General features: G+C 57.0%; 18 protein-coding genes and 3 pseudogenes. 9 read left to right on the top strand and 12 right to left on the bottom strand.

Translation table 11 applies throughout. The features are described from left to right. Positions 1 to 48: 48 nt before the first annotated feature. The 3 genes and pseudogenes from ACYZT0_RS14250 to ACYZT0_RS14260 form a co-directional block, all read left to right on the top strand. Positions 49 to 948: a LysR family transcriptional regulator gene (locus ACYZT0_RS14250; protein ID WP_462046374.1), complete on the top strand. Its 900-nt coding sequence runs from the start codon at positions 49 to 51 to the stop codon at positions 946 to 948. 21 nt (positions 949 to 969) lie between these two features. Continuing rightward, positions 970 to 1,185: pseudogene (locus ACYZT0_RS14255) on the top strand (Hcp family type VI secretion system effector); the annotation flags it as partial. 56 nt (positions 1,186 to 1,241) lie between these two features. After that, positions 1,242 to 1,634, top strand: a pseudogene (locus tag ACYZT0_RS14260) (contractile injection system protein, VgrG/Pvc8 family); the annotation flags it as partial. A gap of 125 nt (positions 1,635 to 1,759) precedes the next feature. Here ACYZT0_RS14260 and ACYZT0_RS14265 read toward each other — a convergent pair. Further along, entirely contained in the window at positions 1,760 to 2,218 is a 459-nt protein-coding gene (locus tag ACYZT0_RS14265) for a winged helix-turn-helix transcriptional regulator (protein WP_462046574.1), read from the bottom strand. A gap of 135 nt (positions 2,219 to 2,353) precedes the next feature. Between ACYZT0_RS14265 and ACYZT0_RS14270 the strand changes: the two genes are divergently transcribed. Next, positions 2,354 to 3,640, top strand: a complete 1,287-nt coding sequence (locus ACYZT0_RS14270; protein WP_462046375.1) for an MFS transporter — start codon at positions 2,354 to 2,356, stop codon at positions 3,638 to 3,640. Between the two features lie 78 nt (positions 3,641 to 3,718). Here ACYZT0_RS14270 and ACYZT0_RS14275 read toward each other — a convergent pair. The 6 genes and pseudogenes from ACYZT0_RS14275 to ACYZT0_RS14300 form a co-directional block, all read right to left on the bottom strand. Beyond that, positions 3,719 to 4,330: pseudogene (locus ACYZT0_RS14275) on the bottom strand (transposase); the annotation flags it as partial. Between the two features lie 23 nt (positions 4,331 to 4,353). Beyond that, positions 4,354 to 4,950, bottom strand: coding sequence for an eCIS core domain-containing protein (locus tag ACYZT0_RS14280; protein WP_462046376.1), 597 nt, complete (start codon positions 4,948 to 4,950; stop codon positions 4,354 to 4,356). A 447-nt stretch (positions 4,951 to 5,397) separates the two neighbouring features. Then, on the bottom strand, positions 5,398 to 6,411 hold the full coding sequence (locus ACYZT0_RS14285) for a GlxA family transcriptional regulator (RefSeq protein WP_462046377.1): 1,014 nt from the start codon (positions 6,409 to 6,411) through the stop codon (positions 5,398 to 5,400). A 206-nt stretch (positions 6,412 to 6,617) separates the two neighbouring features. Then, a complete protein-coding gene (map, locus tag ACYZT0_RS14290; RefSeq protein ID WP_462046378.1) occupies positions 6,618 to 7,409 on the bottom strand; it encodes a type I methionyl aminopeptidase in 792 nt (263 codons plus the stop codon). After that, positions 7,406 to 7,672, bottom strand: a complete 267-nt coding sequence (locus ACYZT0_RS14295) for a ParD-like family protein (protein ID WP_461979780.1) — start codon at positions 7,670 to 7,672, stop codon at positions 7,406 to 7,408. The genes map and ACYZT0_RS14295 overlap by 4 nt, the downstream gene beginning before the upstream one ends. Before the next feature lie 113 nt (positions 7,673 to 7,785). Continuing rightward, entirely contained in the window at positions 7,786 to 8,709 is a 924-nt protein-coding gene (locus ACYZT0_RS14300) for a diguanylate cyclase domain-containing protein (RefSeq protein WP_462046379.1), read from the bottom strand. 339 nt (positions 8,710 to 9,048) lie between these two features. Here ACYZT0_RS14300 and ACYZT0_RS14305 point away from each other — a divergent pair, with 339 nt between their 5' ends. From ACYZT0_RS14305 to ACYZT0_RS14315, 3 genes are all read left to right on the top strand, one after another. Further along, entirely contained in the window at positions 9,049 to 10,728 is a 1,680-nt protein-coding gene (locus tag ACYZT0_RS14305) for a thiamine pyrophosphate-binding protein (RefSeq protein ID WP_462046380.1), read from the top strand. 59 nt (positions 10,729 to 10,787) lie between these two features. Continuing rightward, positions 10,788 to 11,273: a GNAT family N-acetyltransferase gene (locus tag ACYZT0_RS14310; protein ID WP_462046381.1), complete on the top strand. Its 486-nt coding sequence runs from the start codon at positions 10,788 to 10,790 to the stop codon at positions 11,271 to 11,273. Between the two features lie 215 nt (positions 11,274 to 11,488). After that, positions 11,489 to 11,656 carry a hypothetical protein gene (locus ACYZT0_RS14315; RefSeq protein ID WP_462046382.1) on the top strand — a complete coding sequence of 56 codons (168 nt, stop codon included), beginning with the start codon at positions 11,489 to 11,491 and terminating at the stop codon, positions 11,654 to 11,656. Positions 11,657 to 11,772: 116 nt separating this feature from the next. On the opposite strand, the gene ACYZT0_RS14320 is transcribed toward ACYZT0_RS14315, so the two are convergent. The 5 genes from ACYZT0_RS14320 to ACYZT0_RS14340 all read right to left on the bottom strand — a co-directional run bounded on the left by ACYZT0_RS14320 (position 11,773) and on the right by ACYZT0_RS14340 (position 16,957). Then, a complete protein-coding gene (locus ACYZT0_RS14320; protein ID WP_462046383.1) occupies positions 11,773 to 12,546 on the bottom strand; it encodes an L-iditol 2-dehydrogenase in 774 nt (257 codons plus the stop codon). 62 nt (positions 12,547 to 12,608) lie between these two features. Next, complete coding sequence (locus ACYZT0_RS14325) at positions 12,609 to 13,706, bottom strand: ABC transporter ATP-binding protein (protein ID WP_462046384.1); 1,098 nt, start codon at positions 13,704 to 13,706, stop codon at positions 12,609 to 12,611. A gap of 32 nt (positions 13,707 to 13,738) precedes the next feature. Next, positions 13,739 to 14,569, bottom strand: coding sequence for a carbohydrate ABC transporter permease (locus ACYZT0_RS14330; protein WP_462046385.1), 831 nt, complete (start codon positions 14,567 to 14,569; stop codon positions 13,739 to 13,741). Positions 14,570 to 14,579: 10 nt separating this feature from the next. Then, a complete protein-coding gene (locus tag ACYZT0_RS14335; RefSeq protein WP_462045979.1) occupies positions 14,580 to 15,506 on the bottom strand; it encodes a carbohydrate ABC transporter permease in 927 nt (308 codons plus the stop codon). Between the two features lie 143 nt (positions 15,507 to 15,649). Further along, entirely contained in the window at positions 15,650 to 16,957 is a 1,308-nt protein-coding gene (locus ACYZT0_RS14340) for an ABC transporter substrate-binding protein (protein WP_462046575.1), read from the bottom strand. A gap of 293 nt (positions 16,958 to 17,250) precedes the next feature. Between ACYZT0_RS14340 and ACYZT0_RS14345 the strand changes: the two genes are divergently transcribed. After that, a complete protein-coding gene (locus ACYZT0_RS14345; protein WP_462046386.1) occupies positions 17,251 to 18,201 on the top strand; it encodes an AraC family transcriptional regulator in 951 nt (316 codons plus the stop codon). Positions 18,202 to 18,273: 72 nt separating this feature from the next. Continuing rightward, positions 18,274 to 19,179 carry a carbohydrate kinase family protein gene (locus ACYZT0_RS14350; protein WP_462046576.1) on the top strand — a complete coding sequence of 302 codons (906 nt, stop codon included), beginning with the start codon at positions 18,274 to 18,276 and terminating at the stop codon, positions 19,177 to 19,179. Positions 19,180 to 19,349 lie beyond the last annotated feature (170 nt).

Raw genomic sequence — 19,349 nt, forward strand, 5'->3', positions numbered from 1 at the left:
AAAGGATCCAATACCTATTTCTGACCGATTGATACCTCAAGGATGACGATGATTGACCTCCGCCGCTTGCGCTACTTCCTGATCGTCAGCGACGAGTTGCACTTTGGCCGTGCCGCGGCACGCCTGCACATCGCCCAGCCGCCACTGACGCGGCAGATTTCGGCACTGGAGGCGCAACTGAGCTTTCGCCTGTTCGATCGCAGCACCCGCAACGTCACGCTCACCTCCGAGGGCCGGTATTTTCTGCCCTACGCCCGGGCGGTGCTGGAGCAAGTCGATCTGACGGCGAGCATTACCAGCAAGCTGGCGGCGGGTTCCGCTGGTCATCTGGCGGTGGGCTACGCCAGTTCGATTGCGCTGTCGGACATCTTCAGTCAGACCATTCAGGCCTTCTGCTCGGCGTATCCGGAGGTGCAACTGACCGTGGAAGAAGGCGCGTCCAGCACCCAATGGTCGCAGCTCATCGAGGGACGTCTGGATATCGGCATGAGTCGTATGCAGCCGCCCGCCGAAGATGCCGAGATTCAAGCCATCTGCCTGGACAACGAGCCGCTGGTCGCGGCCATTGCCAGTGACAGCCCGCTCGCCCGGCAAGAACAGGTGACACTCGCCGAGCTGAGCGCCTACCCGTTGATCGCCTTCCCGACCGACTACGGTTCCGGATTGAACGAGATCATCGAGGCGCTATATCGGCGTCAGGCGCTGACACCCCTGCCCGCGCCGAAGGGCAAGCAGATCACCTCAATCATCGCCCTGGTCGCCGCAGGCCGTGGCGTCGCCGTAGTGCCCCAGTGCACCCAGACCTTGGTCAAGCGCGGCGTGACCTATCGGCCCTTGGCCGAACCCGGGGCCACCGCACCCTTGCTGGTATTGACGCGCAAACGCGAGCGCAGCCCGCTGGTCAAGGCATTTGTCGAAATCATCGAGCAGACCCTGCGAGCCAAGTGAATGATTTGAGTGGTTGGATGCGCGGTGTCACTGCTGCTAGCGGCCCTGACGTCGGGCGAGCGCATGACCACTATCGAAGTCGACATCAAGGACTACATGCACAACTGCCAGGACCCGGCGAACTCGCAATTCACTCACCTGGAAGACGTGCACTTCACCTACCGCAAATTCATCTGGACCCACGAAGTATCCGGTACTTCGGGTTCCGAAGACTGGCGTTCCCCGGTCGCTGGCTAAGTCTGGCCGACCGTTTCAAGCGCCGCAGCACTGCACGAGGAACAAGGGATGTTCGCGCCGGCCAGGGTGATTCCGGCAAGCGCCTGACCCGCTACGCGATGACCCTGCGCCCGCAACTGTCTTACCTGGCGCACCGCATCAACCAACGCATTTTCCAGAACCTCACGGTGCCGAAAATCATCGGCAGCATCCTCGAAGAGCACGGCATCCGAAGCAATGCCTACCCATTCAAAGCCGGGGCGATTTATTCGGAGCGAATTTACTGCGTTCAGTACGATGAATCGGACCTGCAGTTCGTCCAGCGTCTGTGCGAGGAAGAAGGTATCCATTACCACTTTCAGCAAAGCGCCACCGCTCACAAGCTGGTGTTCGGCGATGACCAGACGGTGTTCCCGAAACTCGCGCCCGTGGCCTACCAGCAAGACTCCGGCATGGTCGCCAATGACCCGGTTCAGTAGACCTCAAATTTGCGTAGGAACGCGTTTAAAGCGGACATGCTCTTGTCAACTGCGCCTTGCATTCTGGCTTGAATTCCCCCATGGGCGCTCTGGTTTGAGGTAAGTCTGCTGTCGATTCACGACTCGCCGTCAACAAATCTCACCCTGTGGCAGTCAGACGGTCCAAGTTTTTGACCGCTTGATGAGCGAACATCAATCGGCATCAGAGACTGTCCGGACTCGTTGTCCAACAGCACAGAACGCGTCTCTTCCGGCTTGAACAGGAAACGTTCGCCCCACTGCCTCATACTGACCACAACTGGAAAGATCTCCCGTCCTTTGTCCGTTAGGACGTACTCCTTGTAGGCGCTTCCATCTGACGCCGGTCGAACGTCGAATACACCGACTTCAACCAGCGTTTTCAGGCGCGATGCCAGAATATTTTTGGCCACACCCAAGCTCTTTTGAAATGCGCTGAATCGGCGAATGTCGTCAAATGCGTCGCGGATGATCATGAGCGACCAGCGATCCCCAATTGCCTCCAGTGTTCTTGCTACCGGGCATTCGCTGCTTTTCGGTGAAGGGCCTTCGACCATCATATTTACCTTTTGGATAAGAGTTGCCGGGTCTGTTGATCAATCTAGCGCAACGCGGTTGCAATTTGAAACCTGTTCCACCAATAATCGGAACCAGTTTTTAATTGAAACCAGCTTACCGCCATGGAGGCGTGCATGACAGCAGATACCGACTCAGCCACCAAACGTTTGTCCCCGCAGCCTTCGGGGTTGACGCATACGGATGTCGGAGAAAGCAGCGGTACCGACCTGTCTCCAGGGCTTTCTCCGTCGCTCACGTTATTGTTTTCCGTCACCTGCGCACTCGCCGTTGCCAACGTTTATTTTGCCCAACCCCTGCTCGCCTCAATGGCTGAGAGCCTGGGCGTCACTTCAGGATTGATCGGGGTCGTAGTGACGGCCACTCAGGTGGGATACGCGCTCGGACTGCTGTTCATTGTACCGCTGGGGGATGTGGTCAACCGGAAGCGGCTGATTTTGACTCAGCTGATGCTGTCTGCAACCGCGCTGGCAGCAGTCGGCGTATCACAGCAATGGCTGGCCCTGCTGGGAGCCATGATCGTGGTGGGCTTACTGGCAGTGGTGGTTCAGGTGCTTGTAGCCTATGCCGCCGTGCTGGCAACGCCATCACAACGTGGGCAGGCAGTGGGAACCGTAACCAGCGGCATTGTCCTGGGCATTCTTCTGGCGCGGTTTACCTCGGGGCTGATCGCAGATCTGGCAGGCTGGCGCGCCGTTTATTTCGTTTCCGCAGGGCTGATGCTGACCATCGCGGCGGTGTTCTGGAAAGTGATTCCGGCCGCGGTGTCGCCACCACCCAATCAACAGGCCTACCCCGCTCTCACCCGGTCGCTCTTCAAGCTGTTCCTGACCGAACCGGTTTTGCGCATCAGGGGCCTGCTGGCCTTACTGATTTTTGCCGCTTTTTCCGTGCTATGGACAGCCATGGTGCTGCCGTTGAGCGCTCCGCCGCTGTCGCTTTCACACACTGCCATCGGCATGTTTGGCTTGGCCGGCGTCGCCGGTGCGCTGGCTGCGAGAAGAGCAGGTCGCTGGGCCGATCAAGGTTTTGGTCAACGAGTGACCGGCCTTTCGCTGGGCGTCCTGACGCTTTCCTGGCTGCCCATCACGTTTGCCGAAACGTCCCTGATCGCGTTGGTCTGCGGAGTGGTGTTGCTCGACTTCGCAGTGCAAGCAGTCCACGTCACCAACCAGAGCCTTATTTTTGCCGCACGACCCGACGCCCAAAGTCGCATGGTCGGCGCCTACATGTGCTTCTACTCGGCCGGCAGTGCGTTGGGGGCAGCAGCCGCGACCCAGGTTTATGCGCTTTGGGGGTGGATGGCCGTCAGCCTGTTGGGCGCCTTGATCAGCGCTATGGCGTTGGCGCTATGGATTTTTACCAGTCATTGCTCACCGCCCCTTCAAGGAAGATCAGTATGAAAGCCCGGCACCTGCTCCTCGCAATCTCGATTACTGCCATATGGGGCGTTAATTTCTCGGTTATCAAAATGGGCCTCACCGAACTCGCCGTTCCTTGCTCGGTGTGCACTTCGATTTCAGTGCGCATCCCTGGCAATTGGAACTCCAGTTACGGTGCAAACGTCAGGCCTTTTTCAACGCTGGAAAAACGCCAAATCAGCGCTTCTCCAGCCGGACAAATGGATTCGTTCTTTGCCGCGTCATAGATGAAGGCATCGCTATTGAAGCGCCCATCCGCTTTGTCTCGGGAGGTCATCGGCTTGGGCACATAGGCGGTGATGCCCGCATCATGACAAGCCAGAATTTCCTCTCTTTTGAAGTAACCTCGGTCAGCCACTACCGACAACGTATCTGACGCCATCGCCTCGCGGGCTCTTCCATTCGCCGCTTCAGTTTGGCGCTGGTGAAATGGCGGCAGACACCTCGGATGGCCTTGCTGTTGTCTTTTCTGAAGTTGGCGATGGTCTTGAAATCAGGCATCAAACGCCCGTCAGCCACATTAGGTCGACGTTGCGTTGGGCTTCTCGTTCCAGACGCCGGCTCGATTGAATGCGGTTGAGATAGCCCTAGATGTAGATCTTCAGCAGGATCGCGGGGGTGGTAAGCAGGCCGGCCTGGGTCTGCTGGAATAGCGCCGGCAAAACCTAAGGAGACCGTGACTGATCCACTACCCTTCAGTCAGTCCCTTCCCGCACCAACCGTCTGACCTCAGCCTGTATGGCATAAGCCGGCGCCTCCACAGCATTGAAATCTTGTGTATACCGCTGGGCGAATCCTTCTACCCCCCACTCCTGATATTGCTGCACATGCTTTAATTCGTGAGCCCAGAGCGCGATGTTCTGTTCTGCGGTTTGAGCGTCCCGGAAGAGGATGATGTCGATCAGCGTCACGGCCCCGACATCGGGATTTTGCAGCATGGCAGTGGCGGCGCTGAATTGGCCGTTGTCGCTAACGTTGTAGCGCGCGGAATCGAGGACGCTGGGGTCGTACCAGCGCAGCAATTGCTCCCGGATGTGCGGTGGAATGGGTTGGATGCCGGCGTTGGCTGCTTCAGCGCGGGCTTGGGTCAGCCACAGCGCCAGGGCAGGTGCCGCGATCTGGTAGATGCCATCAGGCAGAGGACCGAGCAGCTGTCCCACGTCTGGCAGACAGATGCAGCCGTCCAGGCACACTTGTTTCTCGCCAGCTGGGCAGGCGTTGGTCTGGGCTGGCACTTCAAGAGCCAGGCAAAGAACAAACAGCGCAACCAGGCGCGAGGTGATGGGCGGCATTGGGCGCTCCAGGGACGGACGCAGCGCGAACAGTGGGTCACAATAGATCGACGACCCGCATAGCTTTAGCGTAGTCCCGAACTAAGCGCCCCCAAATAATTGCAAGCGACAGGCCGCCCTACTTTCAGAAATCCCCCCAACGCTGGGGAACGCTCCGCGCGTTAATCAAATAATAAATCGATGACAAGGGAATCCAACCTTGAAAATTTCAACGCTCTGCGTCGCGGGCAATCTATTGGTTTCGGTCGCGGCTTCTGCTACAGGGACAATTCCCGTCATCGACCTGGACTTCACGAGGTCAGCTGCTGAAACGCTGAAAAAACGGGGCATCAATGACGCTTGTATCGTTGCCGCTTCAAACCCTAAAGCGTTCACCTATGGCCGAGAAGGATCGTCAACGCTCGAGGTTCGCACTCTCCGCGCCACGTGGACCGCGTGCCGCCGCCCTTATTTGACGAGTCGCGTTTCCTTGGAAGGTCTGTATCCGAAGTACGAGCTATAGCACTTGCTGAAGTGACTGGGCGATACAAAACCACAAGCAACCAACACGTCCACCTGGGACAGTTCTGTGTGCTGGAGGAGTCGGCGCGCTTCGGTAATCCGCAATTCCATGTAATACCGTTGCGGCGTTGTGCCCAGTTGCTCCTTGAACAAACGCTCGAGTTGTCGACGCGAACGGCCTGCGTAAACGGCCAACTGCTCCAACTCCAGAGGCTCTTCGAGGTTGGCATCCATCAGTTTCACCACCTCGCGTAATGGCGCGCTCACGCAGACATTTTCAGTCGGTTTTATGCGCCGATAACGAGACTCCTCGAAAGCCAGGATGTCTTCGATACCCTCGACAAGTGCTTTGTCGTGCAGCCCTTTGATCCAGTCCAACGCCATGTGGAACGCCCCCGAGGGACTGGAAGCCGTGAGCCGGTCTCGATCAATGACGTAGGGCTCACTGGTGACATGCGTCGCCTTGGAGATTTCCGCGAGTGCGGGGCGATGTTCGGGGTGAATCGCGCAACGATATCCGTCAAGCAAGCCTGCCCTTCCCAGGAACCATGCGCCATTCCACAACCCGGCCAGACTGACACCCTGGTCTGCCGCCGCTCTCAACAGGCTGATGAGGTCATCACTCGCCTTCAGTTCTGTTCGGTAGCCACCACAAATGACCAGCAAATCCAGGTCCTGGATCGCTGAACAATTGATGCGGGCATCTGGCCGAATGACCAGGCCCAGGTCACTGACGACTTCCCCCTCGGTCAAGCCAAATGTTCGGGAAGAGAACAACAGGGGTCGTAGTAGATTCGCGGTGACAATCGTATCCAGTGCTTGCGTGAATGCGGGCAGCGAGAAATGCTCGAGCAACAGAAATCCTGCCCGAACCCTTTCAGTCGTCTCGTTGGGGTTATCGTTCAAATAGCGAAGATTCTTCCCCTTCATGCCTCCGCTAAATTGGCGTCGCTCGATCAATGTTTGATCCACTCGGTTACGTTAACGACCCTGTCGTTGGGTGCGTTGATAACGCGCATGCTAACCGCAAAAGTTTCAAAACCACTAGCGCCATTATCCGATTGATCAGGCAAGCTGAAAGCCGTTACGAAGTGGGTCTTTATCATCGACAAGAATGGTGTTGTGGCCTGTAATCCGGGCCCACTCGAGTGTGATGAACGACGCGCCTAAACGATGGCGGAATACCCATCGACACTATCGGGCCAACGGGTCAGAACCTCGAAGCCATCGTCAGTGACAGCGATCATATGCTCCCATTGAGCCGAGAGTGAGTGATCCTTGGTGACCACGGTCCAGCCATCAGCCAGCGTTTTCACATGGCGTTTGCCAGCGTTCAGCATAGGCTCAATGGTAAAGATCATGCCGGTTTTCAGTTTCAGGCCCTGGCCTGGGTAGCCGTAATGAAGGACCTGCGGCTCATCGTGATAAACCTTGCCGATACCGTGACCGCAGTATTCGCGCACGACGCTGAATCCGTCTCTTTCGGCCACGGTCTGAATGGCATGGCCAATGTCGCCCAGCGTAGCGCCGGGGCGGACGACGCGAATACCGGCACACATCGCTTCATAGGTCGTCTTCGCCAGGCGTCGAGCATCCGGGCCGGGCTCACCCACGAAGTACATGCGGCTGGTGTCGCCGTACCAACCCTCCTTGATAACGGCAATGTCGATATTCACGATATCGCCATCCTTTAGAGCGTTGGCCGAAGGGATGCCATGGCAGACCACCTGGTTGACCGATGTACACACGGTTTTCGGGAAGCCGTGATAGCCGACATTGCCTGGTATGGCTTTTTGCACGTTGACGATGTAGTCGTGACAGAGCTGATCAAGTTCGTCGGTGGTGACCCCCGCTTTGACGTGGGGACCAATCATGGCCAGGACCTCGGCGGCCAGCGTGCCTGCAGCGCGAGACATGGCTATTTCTGCCGGGCTGTTGATAGCGACATTCGCCTTCATTGCTTGGCTCCCGGTGTTGCATGAACCTGGGAGCTTTGCGAAAAATCGGCGAGTGCGCAGAGCTGTTTTAAATCGAGGCCACCCGCCAGTTCGGCACGAATCAGCAAACGGCAGAGGTCGCGGTGATCCAGGTCGGGATGTAACTCCGCAAGCATCCCTATGCGCATCCAGTGCTCGGCCTGGGCGTTGATCGAGCGGCTCAGCGCATCGCTGGCGACGCGCAGATTCTCGTGCATGCCCTCTGAAATTTTTACGATACCCACTGGCTCACCCAATATGAAATGTATATGAAACATATATTAATTGATGAGGGTGTGGGATTGCAATTTCACTGAAAAAACGAGGGTGCGCTGACGGCGCTGACGGTTCGTCAATATCAGCGCAAGTACCCGAATCGGTGAGAGGCTGTTGAACTACTTGCGCTTTCGCTCGATCCCGCTCCCGGGTTGTAGGCGAGTATGCCCTTGCTCTGTTTCTTGGCTGCATACAGGGCGATGTCGGCGCGCTGCATGAGCGTCGCAGTATCGTCACCGTGCAGTCCCGAAACCACTACCCCAAAGCTGGCCTCGACATCCAGTGCGACCCCATCGATTTCGAACGATGCGGTAATAGCGGCGTGCAGCCGTTGCGCTGCTTTCAAAGCACCCTCCAGGCCTTCGACGGAGGGAAGCAGAATCGCAAACTCATCACCTCCCAACCGGGCGACCGTGTCGATTTCCCGTGCCTCACTGATCAGCCGCTTGCCGATCTGGTCGAGCAGGCGATCCCCGTAGTGGTGGCCCAGGGTGTCGTTGACTTCCTTGAACCGGTCAAGGTCGATCAGCAACAGGCCCGTGGTTGACCCCTGGCGCCGTCCCAGGCGCAGTGACTGCTCGAAACGGTCAGCCAGGAGGGTCCGGTTGGCCAGCCCGGTGAGCTTGTCATGCAGCGAAGCGTGCAAGGCGTCCCTGCGCTGACTGTCGAGCTCGACACGCGTGCGCCACAGCACTTGGGCGAACAGGCCGGCGAGAAGCAGCCCGGCGATAAAAACGATGGGAGTGGTATTGGCGTTGAAGGCCTCCCGCGTGCGCAGCTTCTCCAGCGCCACGATAGACTCCTCGTGGTGATGGGCCGCTGCTTGCAGGACGACTTTTTCAATCTTTTCGAACCGTGAGTCGCCCTCGTCATTGTCGATCCGGCGCACCTCGGCATCATTCCCACGGTCAACGGCCTTGAACAACTTATTGACGCTTTCCAGGTAAGGCGTCAGGGACGTGCGAACATCCTCGACAAGGAGGTGGTCGGCAGATTGCGCGCCCACTTGCTGGGATTTGTGTTGCTCCAGCGCATAACCTTGGGTACGGCGATCTGCGGTACAAAGGCTTCAGGATGGTCCGGATTCGCTGGCGGTAAATTGCTCATGCGCTACCTCATGTAGACGTGGCTGCTTCCATTCTTATTGGCAATACCTACCAAAAGTTGAGCTTTGTCGAAAACGAGCCACACCCTTAACGCTTGCTTAAGTGACTTCAATAGCTGAGGGAATGAAGTGCTGAGCAATCATCGTTTGTCCCCCTACTCGATGATGCTCAATATCCGAGCCATAAACGGAAAACAAATTCGCCTCTTCACACCGCTCTATTCGACTCAGGAGATAACAATGAATAAAGCCATTTCTCGTCGTAGCGGAGGTCAGATATTGGTGGATGCCTTGCGCATCCATGGCGTCAAAAGGGCTTTTTGTGTTCCGGGAGAAAGCTACCTCGCGGTTCTCGACGCATTGCATGATGTACAAGAAGAAATCGATCTGATCGTATGCCGTCAAGAAGGCGGGGCGGCTTATATGGCAGAAGCCTATGGCAAGCTGACGGGAGAGCCAGGCATCTGTTTCGTCACGCGTGGCCCGGGGGCAACAAATGCCTCTGTTGGCGTTCACACAGCGTTTCAGGATTCATCGCCGATGATTCTGTTCATTGGCCAGGTAGCTCGCGATCAGCAGTATCGCGAAGCCTTTCAGGAAATTGATTTTCGCCAGATGTTTGGCCCCTTGGCAAAATGGGTCGTACAAATAGACGACACCAGCAGAATCCCCGAACTGATCAGCCAGGCATTCCACCGAGCGGTCAATGGCAGGCCAGGGCCCGTAGTGGTCGCACTGCCGGAAGACATGCTGACCGAAATGGCGGAAGTAAATGATGCCGGCCCTTTCAAACGGGTCTTGATGACGCCGGCAGCCGAGCAAATGGCCGCCATGCAGCAACTGCTTGAGCAATCAGAGCGGCCATTGATGGTGCTGGGTGGCAGCGGCTGGGATAACGAGTCAGTGCTCGATATTCGGCTATTTGCTGAACAGCAAAATATCCCGGTTGCAGCCTCCTTTCGCTGCCAGGACCTGTTCGACAATCGACACCCTAACTATGCCGGTGATCTTGGATTCGCGGCTTCAGTACAACTGTCGTCAGCCGTAAAAAACGCCGATCTGCTCCTGGTCGTAGGCTCTCGAATGGGAGAGGTTTCGACGGGTGGATACGCTGCTTTGGATATTCCTGTCCCCAAGCAAACCTTGATCCACATTCACCAAGGTATTGAGGAGCTGGGACGGGTCTACCAACCGGCGTTGGCGATAAACAGCAGCATGTCGAGCTTTGCGAAATTAGCAGCAAGAGTCCCGGCAACATCCCCCCAAAGGAACAGTGAGTGGACCCGCACGCTGAACCAAAACTATCAGCAAAACCTGGAACGCTCATCCTCCCCTGGCCCAGTCCAAATGGCCGACATCATTGAATGGTTGAATCGCAGACTTCCGGATGACGCGATCCTGACCAATGGTGCTGGAAACTATGCTGTGTGGCTTCAACGTTTCTACCAGTTCCGCCATTACCGCACCCAATTAGGACCTACCAACGGCTCGATGGGCTACGGCGTTCCTGCTGCTGTGGCCGCCAAACTGACTTGCCCGAATCGAGTGGTGGTTTCGTTTTCCGGGGATGGCTGCTTTTTGATGAACGGTCAGGAGATAGCGACTGCAGCGCAATATGGGGCCAACGTGATTTTCGTTGTGGTCAACAACGGTATGTACGGAACCATCAGAATGCACCAGGAACGCAATTACCCTGGACGCGTGTCAGGAACTGATTTGCACAACCCGGATTTCGCAGCACTTGCCCAAGCCTATGGACTCCATGGCGAGGTGGTCACAACGACGTCGGAATTTGCACCAGCGTTCGAGCGCTGCCTTGAAGTGTCCCGGCCATCCTTGATTGAGGTCAGAGTCGACCCTGAAGCATTGACACCTCGGCTTAGCCTAACCCAGATCAGAGAGCAATCAAGCAAACAGTGAGGTATGTCTCCTCGACACTCTTATGGGACGATGAAGTTTCGCCATCTTTAAGGAAGATCATGGACATTCGATTAACGGAAGCAAAAGACTGGATGTTGTTGAAGAAAGTCCGTCTTGCTGCGCTTCTGGACACGCCGACTGCATTTGGCGTGAGTTACCAAACTGCCGCTAATTACAGTGACGAGCAGTGGAAAGAACGAGCCTCGTCGGCGGCCGGACCGGAATTCTGGTTGGCCATCAAGGAAGATAAACCGGTGGGAATGATCGGTGGCGGGGTCAGTCAAGCGAATCGCTATAACTTGATCGGAATGTGGGTTGAACCCGCGGCACGTGGCTCTGGCGTGGCCACTCAGCTTGTTGAGGCGGTGAAATCTCGCGCGATCGGAAAAGGGCATGATCGCGTTTTTTTGGACGTCTCTCCGGACAATGCAAGAGCCTCGAACTTCTATCTGAAGCAGGGTTTCTCTTTCACCGATGAATGGGAACCTTTAGTCAGTCATCCGCATGTCATGGTTCAGACAATGCTCTGGACTTTACGGAACTGACTAACAGACGCGTCTGTTTGCTGTGCGTCCGCATGGGTCGGAACAATAGTCTTTAGTCAGTGCCTGAGCGGCTGCTCCTCGGACGGTGGAGTATCGCCATCAGGGAAAAATTCGTGCGGCCTGACCACCGGAACATTTCGTGGGCACACCGACAAAAATCTCGAACTCCAGCCATAGCGTTGAATCCAATGTTCAGGTCAATGGAGGTAAGCGATATGAACAATGATGACAGTGTTAACGACGTCGAAGGAGATCTTGAGGACAGGGACCCTGACGTGGATGAAACCATTACGCCCTCTTCAACCCGAACCAAGGAGCAGGACGCTGAGGCGCTCAGTCGAAAAATAGCTGAGATAGAACGCAAGGTGGCGGACGGCAACTAGTCAGATGCTTGACGCTGGCTGGCGTCAAAAGCGGCCATAGACCTGGGTCGAGTTGGCCGCTTTTTTAGCATTGATGGGTACGTGTAGCCATGGCAATTGCCTGTGATGCTTTGAGGTCAACTCATCCAGTTTCCACCGTCGACATTGTAGGTCTGAGCCACCACATATTCGCTCTCGGACGAAGCGAGGAATATCGCCATTCCCGTCAGATCATCAGCAGTCCCCATCCGCCCAAAAGGCACCTCTTGACCCACGAGCCTTTTCTTTTCACCCAAGGGCCGATTCTCATATTGAGCGAACATCGCATCAACGCCATTCCAGTGCTCGCCGTCTACCACGCCTGGCGCGATGGCATTCACATTGATCCCATGCTTGATCAGATCCAGACCTGCTGATTGTGTAAGGCTGATCACGGCCGCTTTAGTCGCGCAATACACACCCACGAGCGCCTCCCCTCGCCTGCCTGCCTGGCTGGCCATATTGATGATCTTGCCGCCATGCCCCTGCCGAATCATCTGACGAGCAGCGGCCTGAAGGGTGAACAGTGTTCCTGCGACATTGATCGAAAACAAGCGCTCGAAGCTGTCGCGGGTGATGTCGACTATGGGGGCGAGATCAAACAACGCAGCGTTGTTGATCAAGATATCCAACTTGCCTGTCTGTGCGATGACGGCAGCCATCGCGTCCTCGATAGACACTTGGTCAGTAACGTCCATCTCGACAGCGTAGGCGTTTGGCCCGAGTTCTTCAGCCGTGGCCCGAGCGCGGTCAAGGTTGATGTCAGCGATGGCTACCCTTGCGCCTTCATTCACATAAGCCTGAGCAAAAGAACGGCCAATGCCTCGGGCGGATCCGGTGACAAGCGCGCTTTTACCGTCTAGTCGTTTCATTGATTGTTCATCCGTTTTCTTGAATATCGGGTACGCCCAACCGAGGGCAAGAGGCTTGAAGATCAGGCGGCGAGTCGCACCAAGGGGGCTATAGCCTTCCCGTGCTCGTCGAACAAATGGCAATGCGCAACGTCCAGCGCAACCCACCTCTGCTCTCCATAAGCGACATCACAATCGCCATTGACTCGTACGGTGAGTGCTTCACCGGACTTGGCGACGACGTGGCAGAAGGTGTCGCTGCCCAGGCGCTCGGTGACGTCTGTGGTGATGGGCAGTTGCCCTTGATCATCCAGGCTGAGGTGTTCAGGGCGTATGCCGACTGTGACCGGGTTGCCCACGCTCAACGAGCTTGCGTCACGAGGGATAAGCAAACGTCGACCGGAGGCCAGCTCGACCTCTACGCCCTGATAACTGTTGGCAACCACTGTGGCCTTGAGGAAGCTCATTTTCGGGGTGCCCAAAAAACCTGCCACAAACAGATTGGCAGGCTGGTGATAGAGGTCGAGCGGTGAACCAATCTGCTCTATTCGACCGCCGTTGAGCACCACCACTTTGGTGGCGAGTGTCATGGCTTCGACCTGGTCGTGGGTCACGTAGATCATCGTGGCTTGCAGTTCCTTGTGCAGCCGGGATAGTTCCAGGCGCATCTGCACCCGCAGGGCGGCGTCGAGGTTGGACAGCGGTTCGTCGAACAGGAAGATTTTCGGATTGCGCACGATGGCGCGGCCGATGGCTACGCGCTGACGCTGGCCGCCGGACAGTTGCTTCGGTTTACGTTCCAACAGGCGTTCCAGCTCCAGGATCCGGGCGGCCTCAGTCACCTTGCGCTCGACGTCCTGCTTGTTATCACCCGCCAGATCCAGCGCAAAGGACATGTTCTTGCGCACCGTCATGTGTGGGTACAGAGCGTAGGTCTGAAACACCATCGCCAGGTCGCGCTTGGCCGGGCTGACTTCGGTGATGTCGCGGCCATCGAGTTCGATGGTGCCGCCGCTGACTTCTTCCAGACCGGCGATCAGTCGCAGCAACGTGGATTTGCCGCAGCCCGACGGGCCGACGAACACCACGAATTCTTTGTCGTGCACTTCCAGGTCGATGCCTTTGATGATGGAAAAACCTTCGAAGCCTTTTTGCAGATTCTTGATTTTCAGGTTGGCCATGGTGGCGCTCCTTTTGTGCTTATGCTTGAGGGCTATTTCACGGCGCCGAACGACAGGCCGCGGACCAATTGTTTCTGGCTGACCCAGCCGAAGATCAGGATCGGCGCGCAGGCCAGCGTCGACACCGCCGACAACTTGGCCCAGAACAGACCTTCGGGACTTGAGTAGGAGGCGATCAACGCGGTCAGTGGCGCGGCTTTCGACGAGGTCAAATTCAGTGACCAGAACGCCTCGTTCCAGCACAGGATCAGCGACAGCAAAACCGTGGAAGCCAGGCCACCCTTGGCGATCGGCAGCAGCACCCGGACCATTTCCTGCCACAGCGTGGCGCCGTCGAGGCGTGCGGCTTCGAGGATGTCTTTGGGGATGTCTTTGAAGTAGGTGTAAATCATCCAGACCACGATCGGCAGGTTGATCAGCGTGTAGATCACGATCAAGGCGATGCGCGTGTCGAGCAGGCCCAAACTCTTGGCCAGCAGGTAGATCGGCATCAGCACGCCCACCGGTGGCAGCATCTTGGTCGAGAGCATCCACAGCAGCGTGCCTTTGGTGCGCTGGGTTTCGTAGAACGCCATCGAGTACGCCGCCGGCACCGCGATCAGCAGGCACAGGGCCGTGGCGCTGAAGGAAATCACCACCGAGTTCCAGGCGAAGCTGAAGTAATCGCTGCGCTCGTTGATGTGCAGGTAGTTCTCCAGCGTCGGGGTGAAGATGAACTGCGGCGGCGTGGCGAACGCGTCGATTTCGGTTTTGAAACTGGTCATCACCATCCAGAAGATCGGGAAGAAGATCAGGATCGCGATGGCCCAGGCCAGGGTGCCGAGCAGCAGGCTTTGCAGACGGCGGGATTGTTGAAGGGTCATGGCGCAGGCCTCAGGCTTTGTCTGTCAGGTTTTTGCCGATCATGCGCACCAGCACGATGGCCGCGATGTTGGCGATCACCACCGCGATCAAGCCGCCGGCGGACGCCATGCCGACGTCGAACTGCACCAGCGCCTGGTTGTAGATCAGGTAGGCGAGGTTGGTCGAGGCGTAGCCGGGGCCGCCGTTGGTGGTGGTGAAGATTTCGGCGAACACCGAGAGCAGGAAGATGGTTTCGATCATCACCACCACCGCAATCGGCCGCGCCAGGTGCGGCAGAGTCAGGTGCCAGAAAATCGCGATCGGGCCGGCACCGTCCAGGCGCGCGGCTTCCTTCTGTTCCTGGTCGAGGGACTGCATGGCGGTCATCAGGATCAGGATCGCAAAGGGCAGCCATTGCCAGGAGACAATGATGATGATCGACAGCAGCGGGTAATGCGCCAGCCAGTCCACCGGCTGCGCGCCGAACAGCTTCCAGACGTAGGCGAGGATCCCCGACACCGGGTGGAAGATCAGGTTCTTCCAGATCAGCGCGCCGACGGTAGGCATGATGAAAAACGGCGAGATCAGCATCACCCGCACGATGCCGCGACCGAGAAACTCACTGGCCTCCAGCAGCGCACTGATCAGCACCCCGAACACCACACTGATCAACAGCACGCTGCCGACCAGCAACAAGGTGTTGGTGGCGCCGGGCAGAAACCCCGAGTCGCTGAGGAAGTAGCTGAAGTTCTCCAGCCCGACGAACTGGTTCTCACCGGGGTAGAGCAGGTTGTAGCGGATCAGCGAGAAATAAACGGTCATGCCCAGCGGCACGATCATCCACAGCAGCAACAACGCCACCGAGGGGCTGACCAGAAACCAGCCGGGGTTGGCCAACCGGCTTTTACGCACCGGTTGGGGAATGTCCATGTGAGCGTTGGCAGTTGAAGTATTCATGGCGTTAAACCGATTGAGAACAGGTAGATGAAGATCAACTGTAGGAGCGAGGCTTGCCCGCGAAGAGGCCGTCAGATTCACCATCTTTATCGACTGACAGAATGCTTTCGCGGGCAAGCCTCGCTCCTACAGGTAGTGCCGGGTTACTTGGGATAACCGGCGCGCTTCATTTCACGTTCGGTGGAGGTCTGTGCGGCGGCGAGTGCTTGATCGACCGACATTTGTCCAGTAAGCGCAGCCGAAAACAGCTTCCCGACGGAAGTGCCGATCGCCTGGAACTCGGGAATGGTGACGTACTGGATACCCACGTAAGGAACAGGCTTGATCGAGGGGTGCGCAGGATCGGCGTGCTGCATCATCTGCAAGGTCACTTGGGCAAAAGGTGCGGCCTTTATATAGGCCTCGTTGTAGGTGGACTGTCGAGTGCCTGGCGGCACATGGGTGATGCCGTCCGTTTTAGCGACCAGCTGAATGTATTCTTTCGACGTTGCCCACGTGATAAAGGCCTTGGCGGTGTCCTTGTGCTTGGAGGTTGCCGGTATCGCCAGCGACCACGCATACAGCCATGACGAACCTTTGTCGGTCACCTCAGTCGGTGCAGGCGCAAAGCCCACACTGTCGACGACCTTACTCTGCTCTTTGTCGGTGGTGAACGACCCCGCGACACTGGCATCCACCCAGATCGCGCATTTGCCGCTGTTGAACAGGGCCAGGGTTTCGTTGAACCCATTGCTGGATACACCTGGCGGCCCATACTTTTTGAGGGTATCGACGTAAAAGTGCGCCGCTGCTGTCCACTCTGGGCTGGAAAGTTCCGGCTGCCACTTTTCATCGAACCAACGGGCACCAAAGGCGTTGGCCATGGTGCTCATCAGTGCGATGTTCTCCCCCCAACCAGCCTTGCCACGCAGGCACATGCCGTACTGTCCTTTGTCAGGCTGGTGGAGCCTGGACGCAAATTCGCCAAGCTGCGTCCAGGTCGGATGCTCCGGCATGCTCAGGCCTGCTTGCTTGAACAGATCGGTGCGGTAATAGGTGATCGTGCTTTCGCCATAGAAAGGCAACGCGTAGAGCGTGTTGTTGACCGACAGGCCTTGGCGTACCGAAGGGAAGATGTCTTCCAGGTCGTACTCCGGAGGCAGCCCGGTGATGGGCTCGAGCCAACGCTTGGCACCCCAAAGCGGCGTTTCATAGGTGCCAATCGTCAGCACATCGAATTGGCCGCCTTGTGTGGCGATATCGGTAGTCAGGCGCTGACGCAGGACATTTTCTTCCAGCACCACCCAATTGAGCTTCACATCAGGATGCTGCTGTTCAAAAATTTTGGAGAGCCGCTGCATCCGGATCATGTCGCCATTGTTGACGGTGGCAATGGTCACTGTTTCGGCGGCTTGACTGACAAGGGCGAAGGATAGGCCAGCGGAAAGGAAAAGCGCTTTCGGGATTTTCATCGTAGTGCTCTCCGCTCCGCGCCTTGGACGACGGGAGCTTTTATTTTTGTTGTTAACCACCGCTGATCAAATACGTCTGACCGGCAATGGTGGACGACTCGATTACAGCAGCTTAAAAAGGCCCGGACAAACGCGTAGCGGATGCTCATCTGATACTTTTTTAACCGAGTACGGCCTGGCAGCCGGGGATCAAAAAAGTATCAGTTGCAGGCAATACGTGAGCTAGCAGGTGCTGGCCGAGAAGGCGTATGTTGGACGCATTCGAAGAACAATTAATGAAATAGGGGCATGACATGCCTGATACCCGAGCAGCCCTGTTCGAGCAGCGACCCGCCGAGCTGGAGGTTATTCTTCCTGAGCCCGATCATTGCTTTCGCTGGTACGAACACGATTACCCCTACTCCCTGGCTCGCTGGAATCATCACCCTGAATTCGAAATTCATCTGATCCGCCAAGGCAGCGGCAAGCTCGTCGCGGGCGATTACATCGGTGCGTTCGGTGCCGGTCACGTAGCGCTTATCGGCCCGGACCTTCCCCATGACTGGATAGGGGATCTCGCGCCTGGTGAATACCTGGCGGGGCGCGATGTGGTGCTGCAGTTTGATGGCGCAGCCATTTTGGCCTTACGCGCAACGATGCCTGAGCTGGGCGAGCTTCAACACCTTTTTGAACACGCGCGTCGCGGCCTGGAGTTCACTGGGGCAACGGCTCTACAGGCTGCGCGACTGCTGGAGGACATTGGCCCCGCGCAAGGTCTCGAGCGTTTGATTCTGTTCCTGCAATTGATCAACGCGCTGATGAAAGCCCCCTCGCATGATGTTCACTTGCTCGCCAGCGCTTGCTACGCGCCCACCCTGGATGCCCGCAGTTCCGAGCGAATCAACAAGGCCTTTGACTATCTACTGACTGAGCTCACCGGCGACATTCGCCTGTCGGTTATCGCTCAGCGCCTGGAGATGAGCGAGCCGGGTTTTTCGCGCTTCTTCAAAAGGATTACCGGCCACGGCTTCATCGATCTAATGCGCAAACTCAGGGTTCAGCGCGCCTGCAGGCTGTTGTTGCAAACAGAGATGTCGGTGGCTGACATCTGCTTTGAGGTTGGCTATGAAAACCTTTCCAACTTCAACAGGCACTTTCGCATCGAAATGGAACAGACACCGAGCGAATATCGTCGCGAAACGGCGATGACGATGTTCAATCGCAACGGTGCTCACCCATCCCTGCCTTTCACCCGAGCCCATTGAGTGAGTGATGCCCGGTGGTCGACTCTGATCAGCCAGCAGCAATCCCTCTTAGAAAATATTGAGGAAATGACGATGGTATTGCCTCGCGCAGTCGTATTTGGCGAAGCCCTGACCGACCTTGTCCAAGGCGCTCCCGGACAGTGGACAGGCTATCCAGGCGGCGCGCCCTGGAATGTCGCACGAGCGCTCAGTCGCTTGGGCGTTAGCAGCGCTTTCGCAGGCTCAATCAGCACCGACTCCTTGGGCGACGAGATAGCCAGGCAATCAGAGCTGGCAGGTCTGGACAGGCGATTTATCCAACGAGTAGACCAAGATCCCTTGGTGGCCATCGTTCCATCAAGCCGTCCTCCACGGTACTTTTTTGCTGGAGAGGCCGATCAGTTTTTCGATCCAGGCCTGATGCCGCAAGGATGGATTGAGCATGCCCAAGTCTGCCATTTCAGCTGTATCAGCCTGGCGCGTCAGCCGCTTGGCGACAGATTGGTAAAACTCGCTCAGCAGGCCAAAGGCGCGGGTAAACGGATTAGCTTTGATCCGAACTGGCGCAATTTGATGGACAGCCGTTATCGGGAGCAGACGTTCCCGACGATGACCGCCCTGGCCGACATGATTAAGCTTTCCGACGAAGACCTTCGGCACATTTATCCAGGGCTGACCGAACACCAGGCATTGGATGAACTTCGCGCACTTAATCCAGTGGCTGAGATCCTGTTTACCCGAGGTGAACATGGCATGGTTCTGTACACCCCCGACAGCCGATACGAGCAGCCGGCCATCGCCGTAGACGTGGCAGACACGGTAGGTGCAGGCGACGCTTGCATGGCCGGTTGGCTGGCATCGGACTTGCTCGGAATGACCGATTTCACGGAACGCTTGCGATTTTCATCAGCCTGCGCATCCCTGTCCTGCCGCCATGCCGGGGCCCATGCTCCAACATGGGCCGATGTGAAAGGTTTACTTGATGCATCAGGTCATTGATCGCAGGAGGTTGTTCTGACACGAAGACGCGCCCCTACTCTCCTTCGCCACTCTATTTGCATTGACGTTGGACGGGGCTAGGCCGGTTCCGGTGCTACGCTTTCATTTCCTCGAATAGAGAACGAAGCGATGTCCACCGAACCCTCAATCCCCAGACGCTCACGACTGCA

The sequence above is a fragment of the Pseudomonas sp. ZS1P83 genome, from assembly GCF_054897825.1.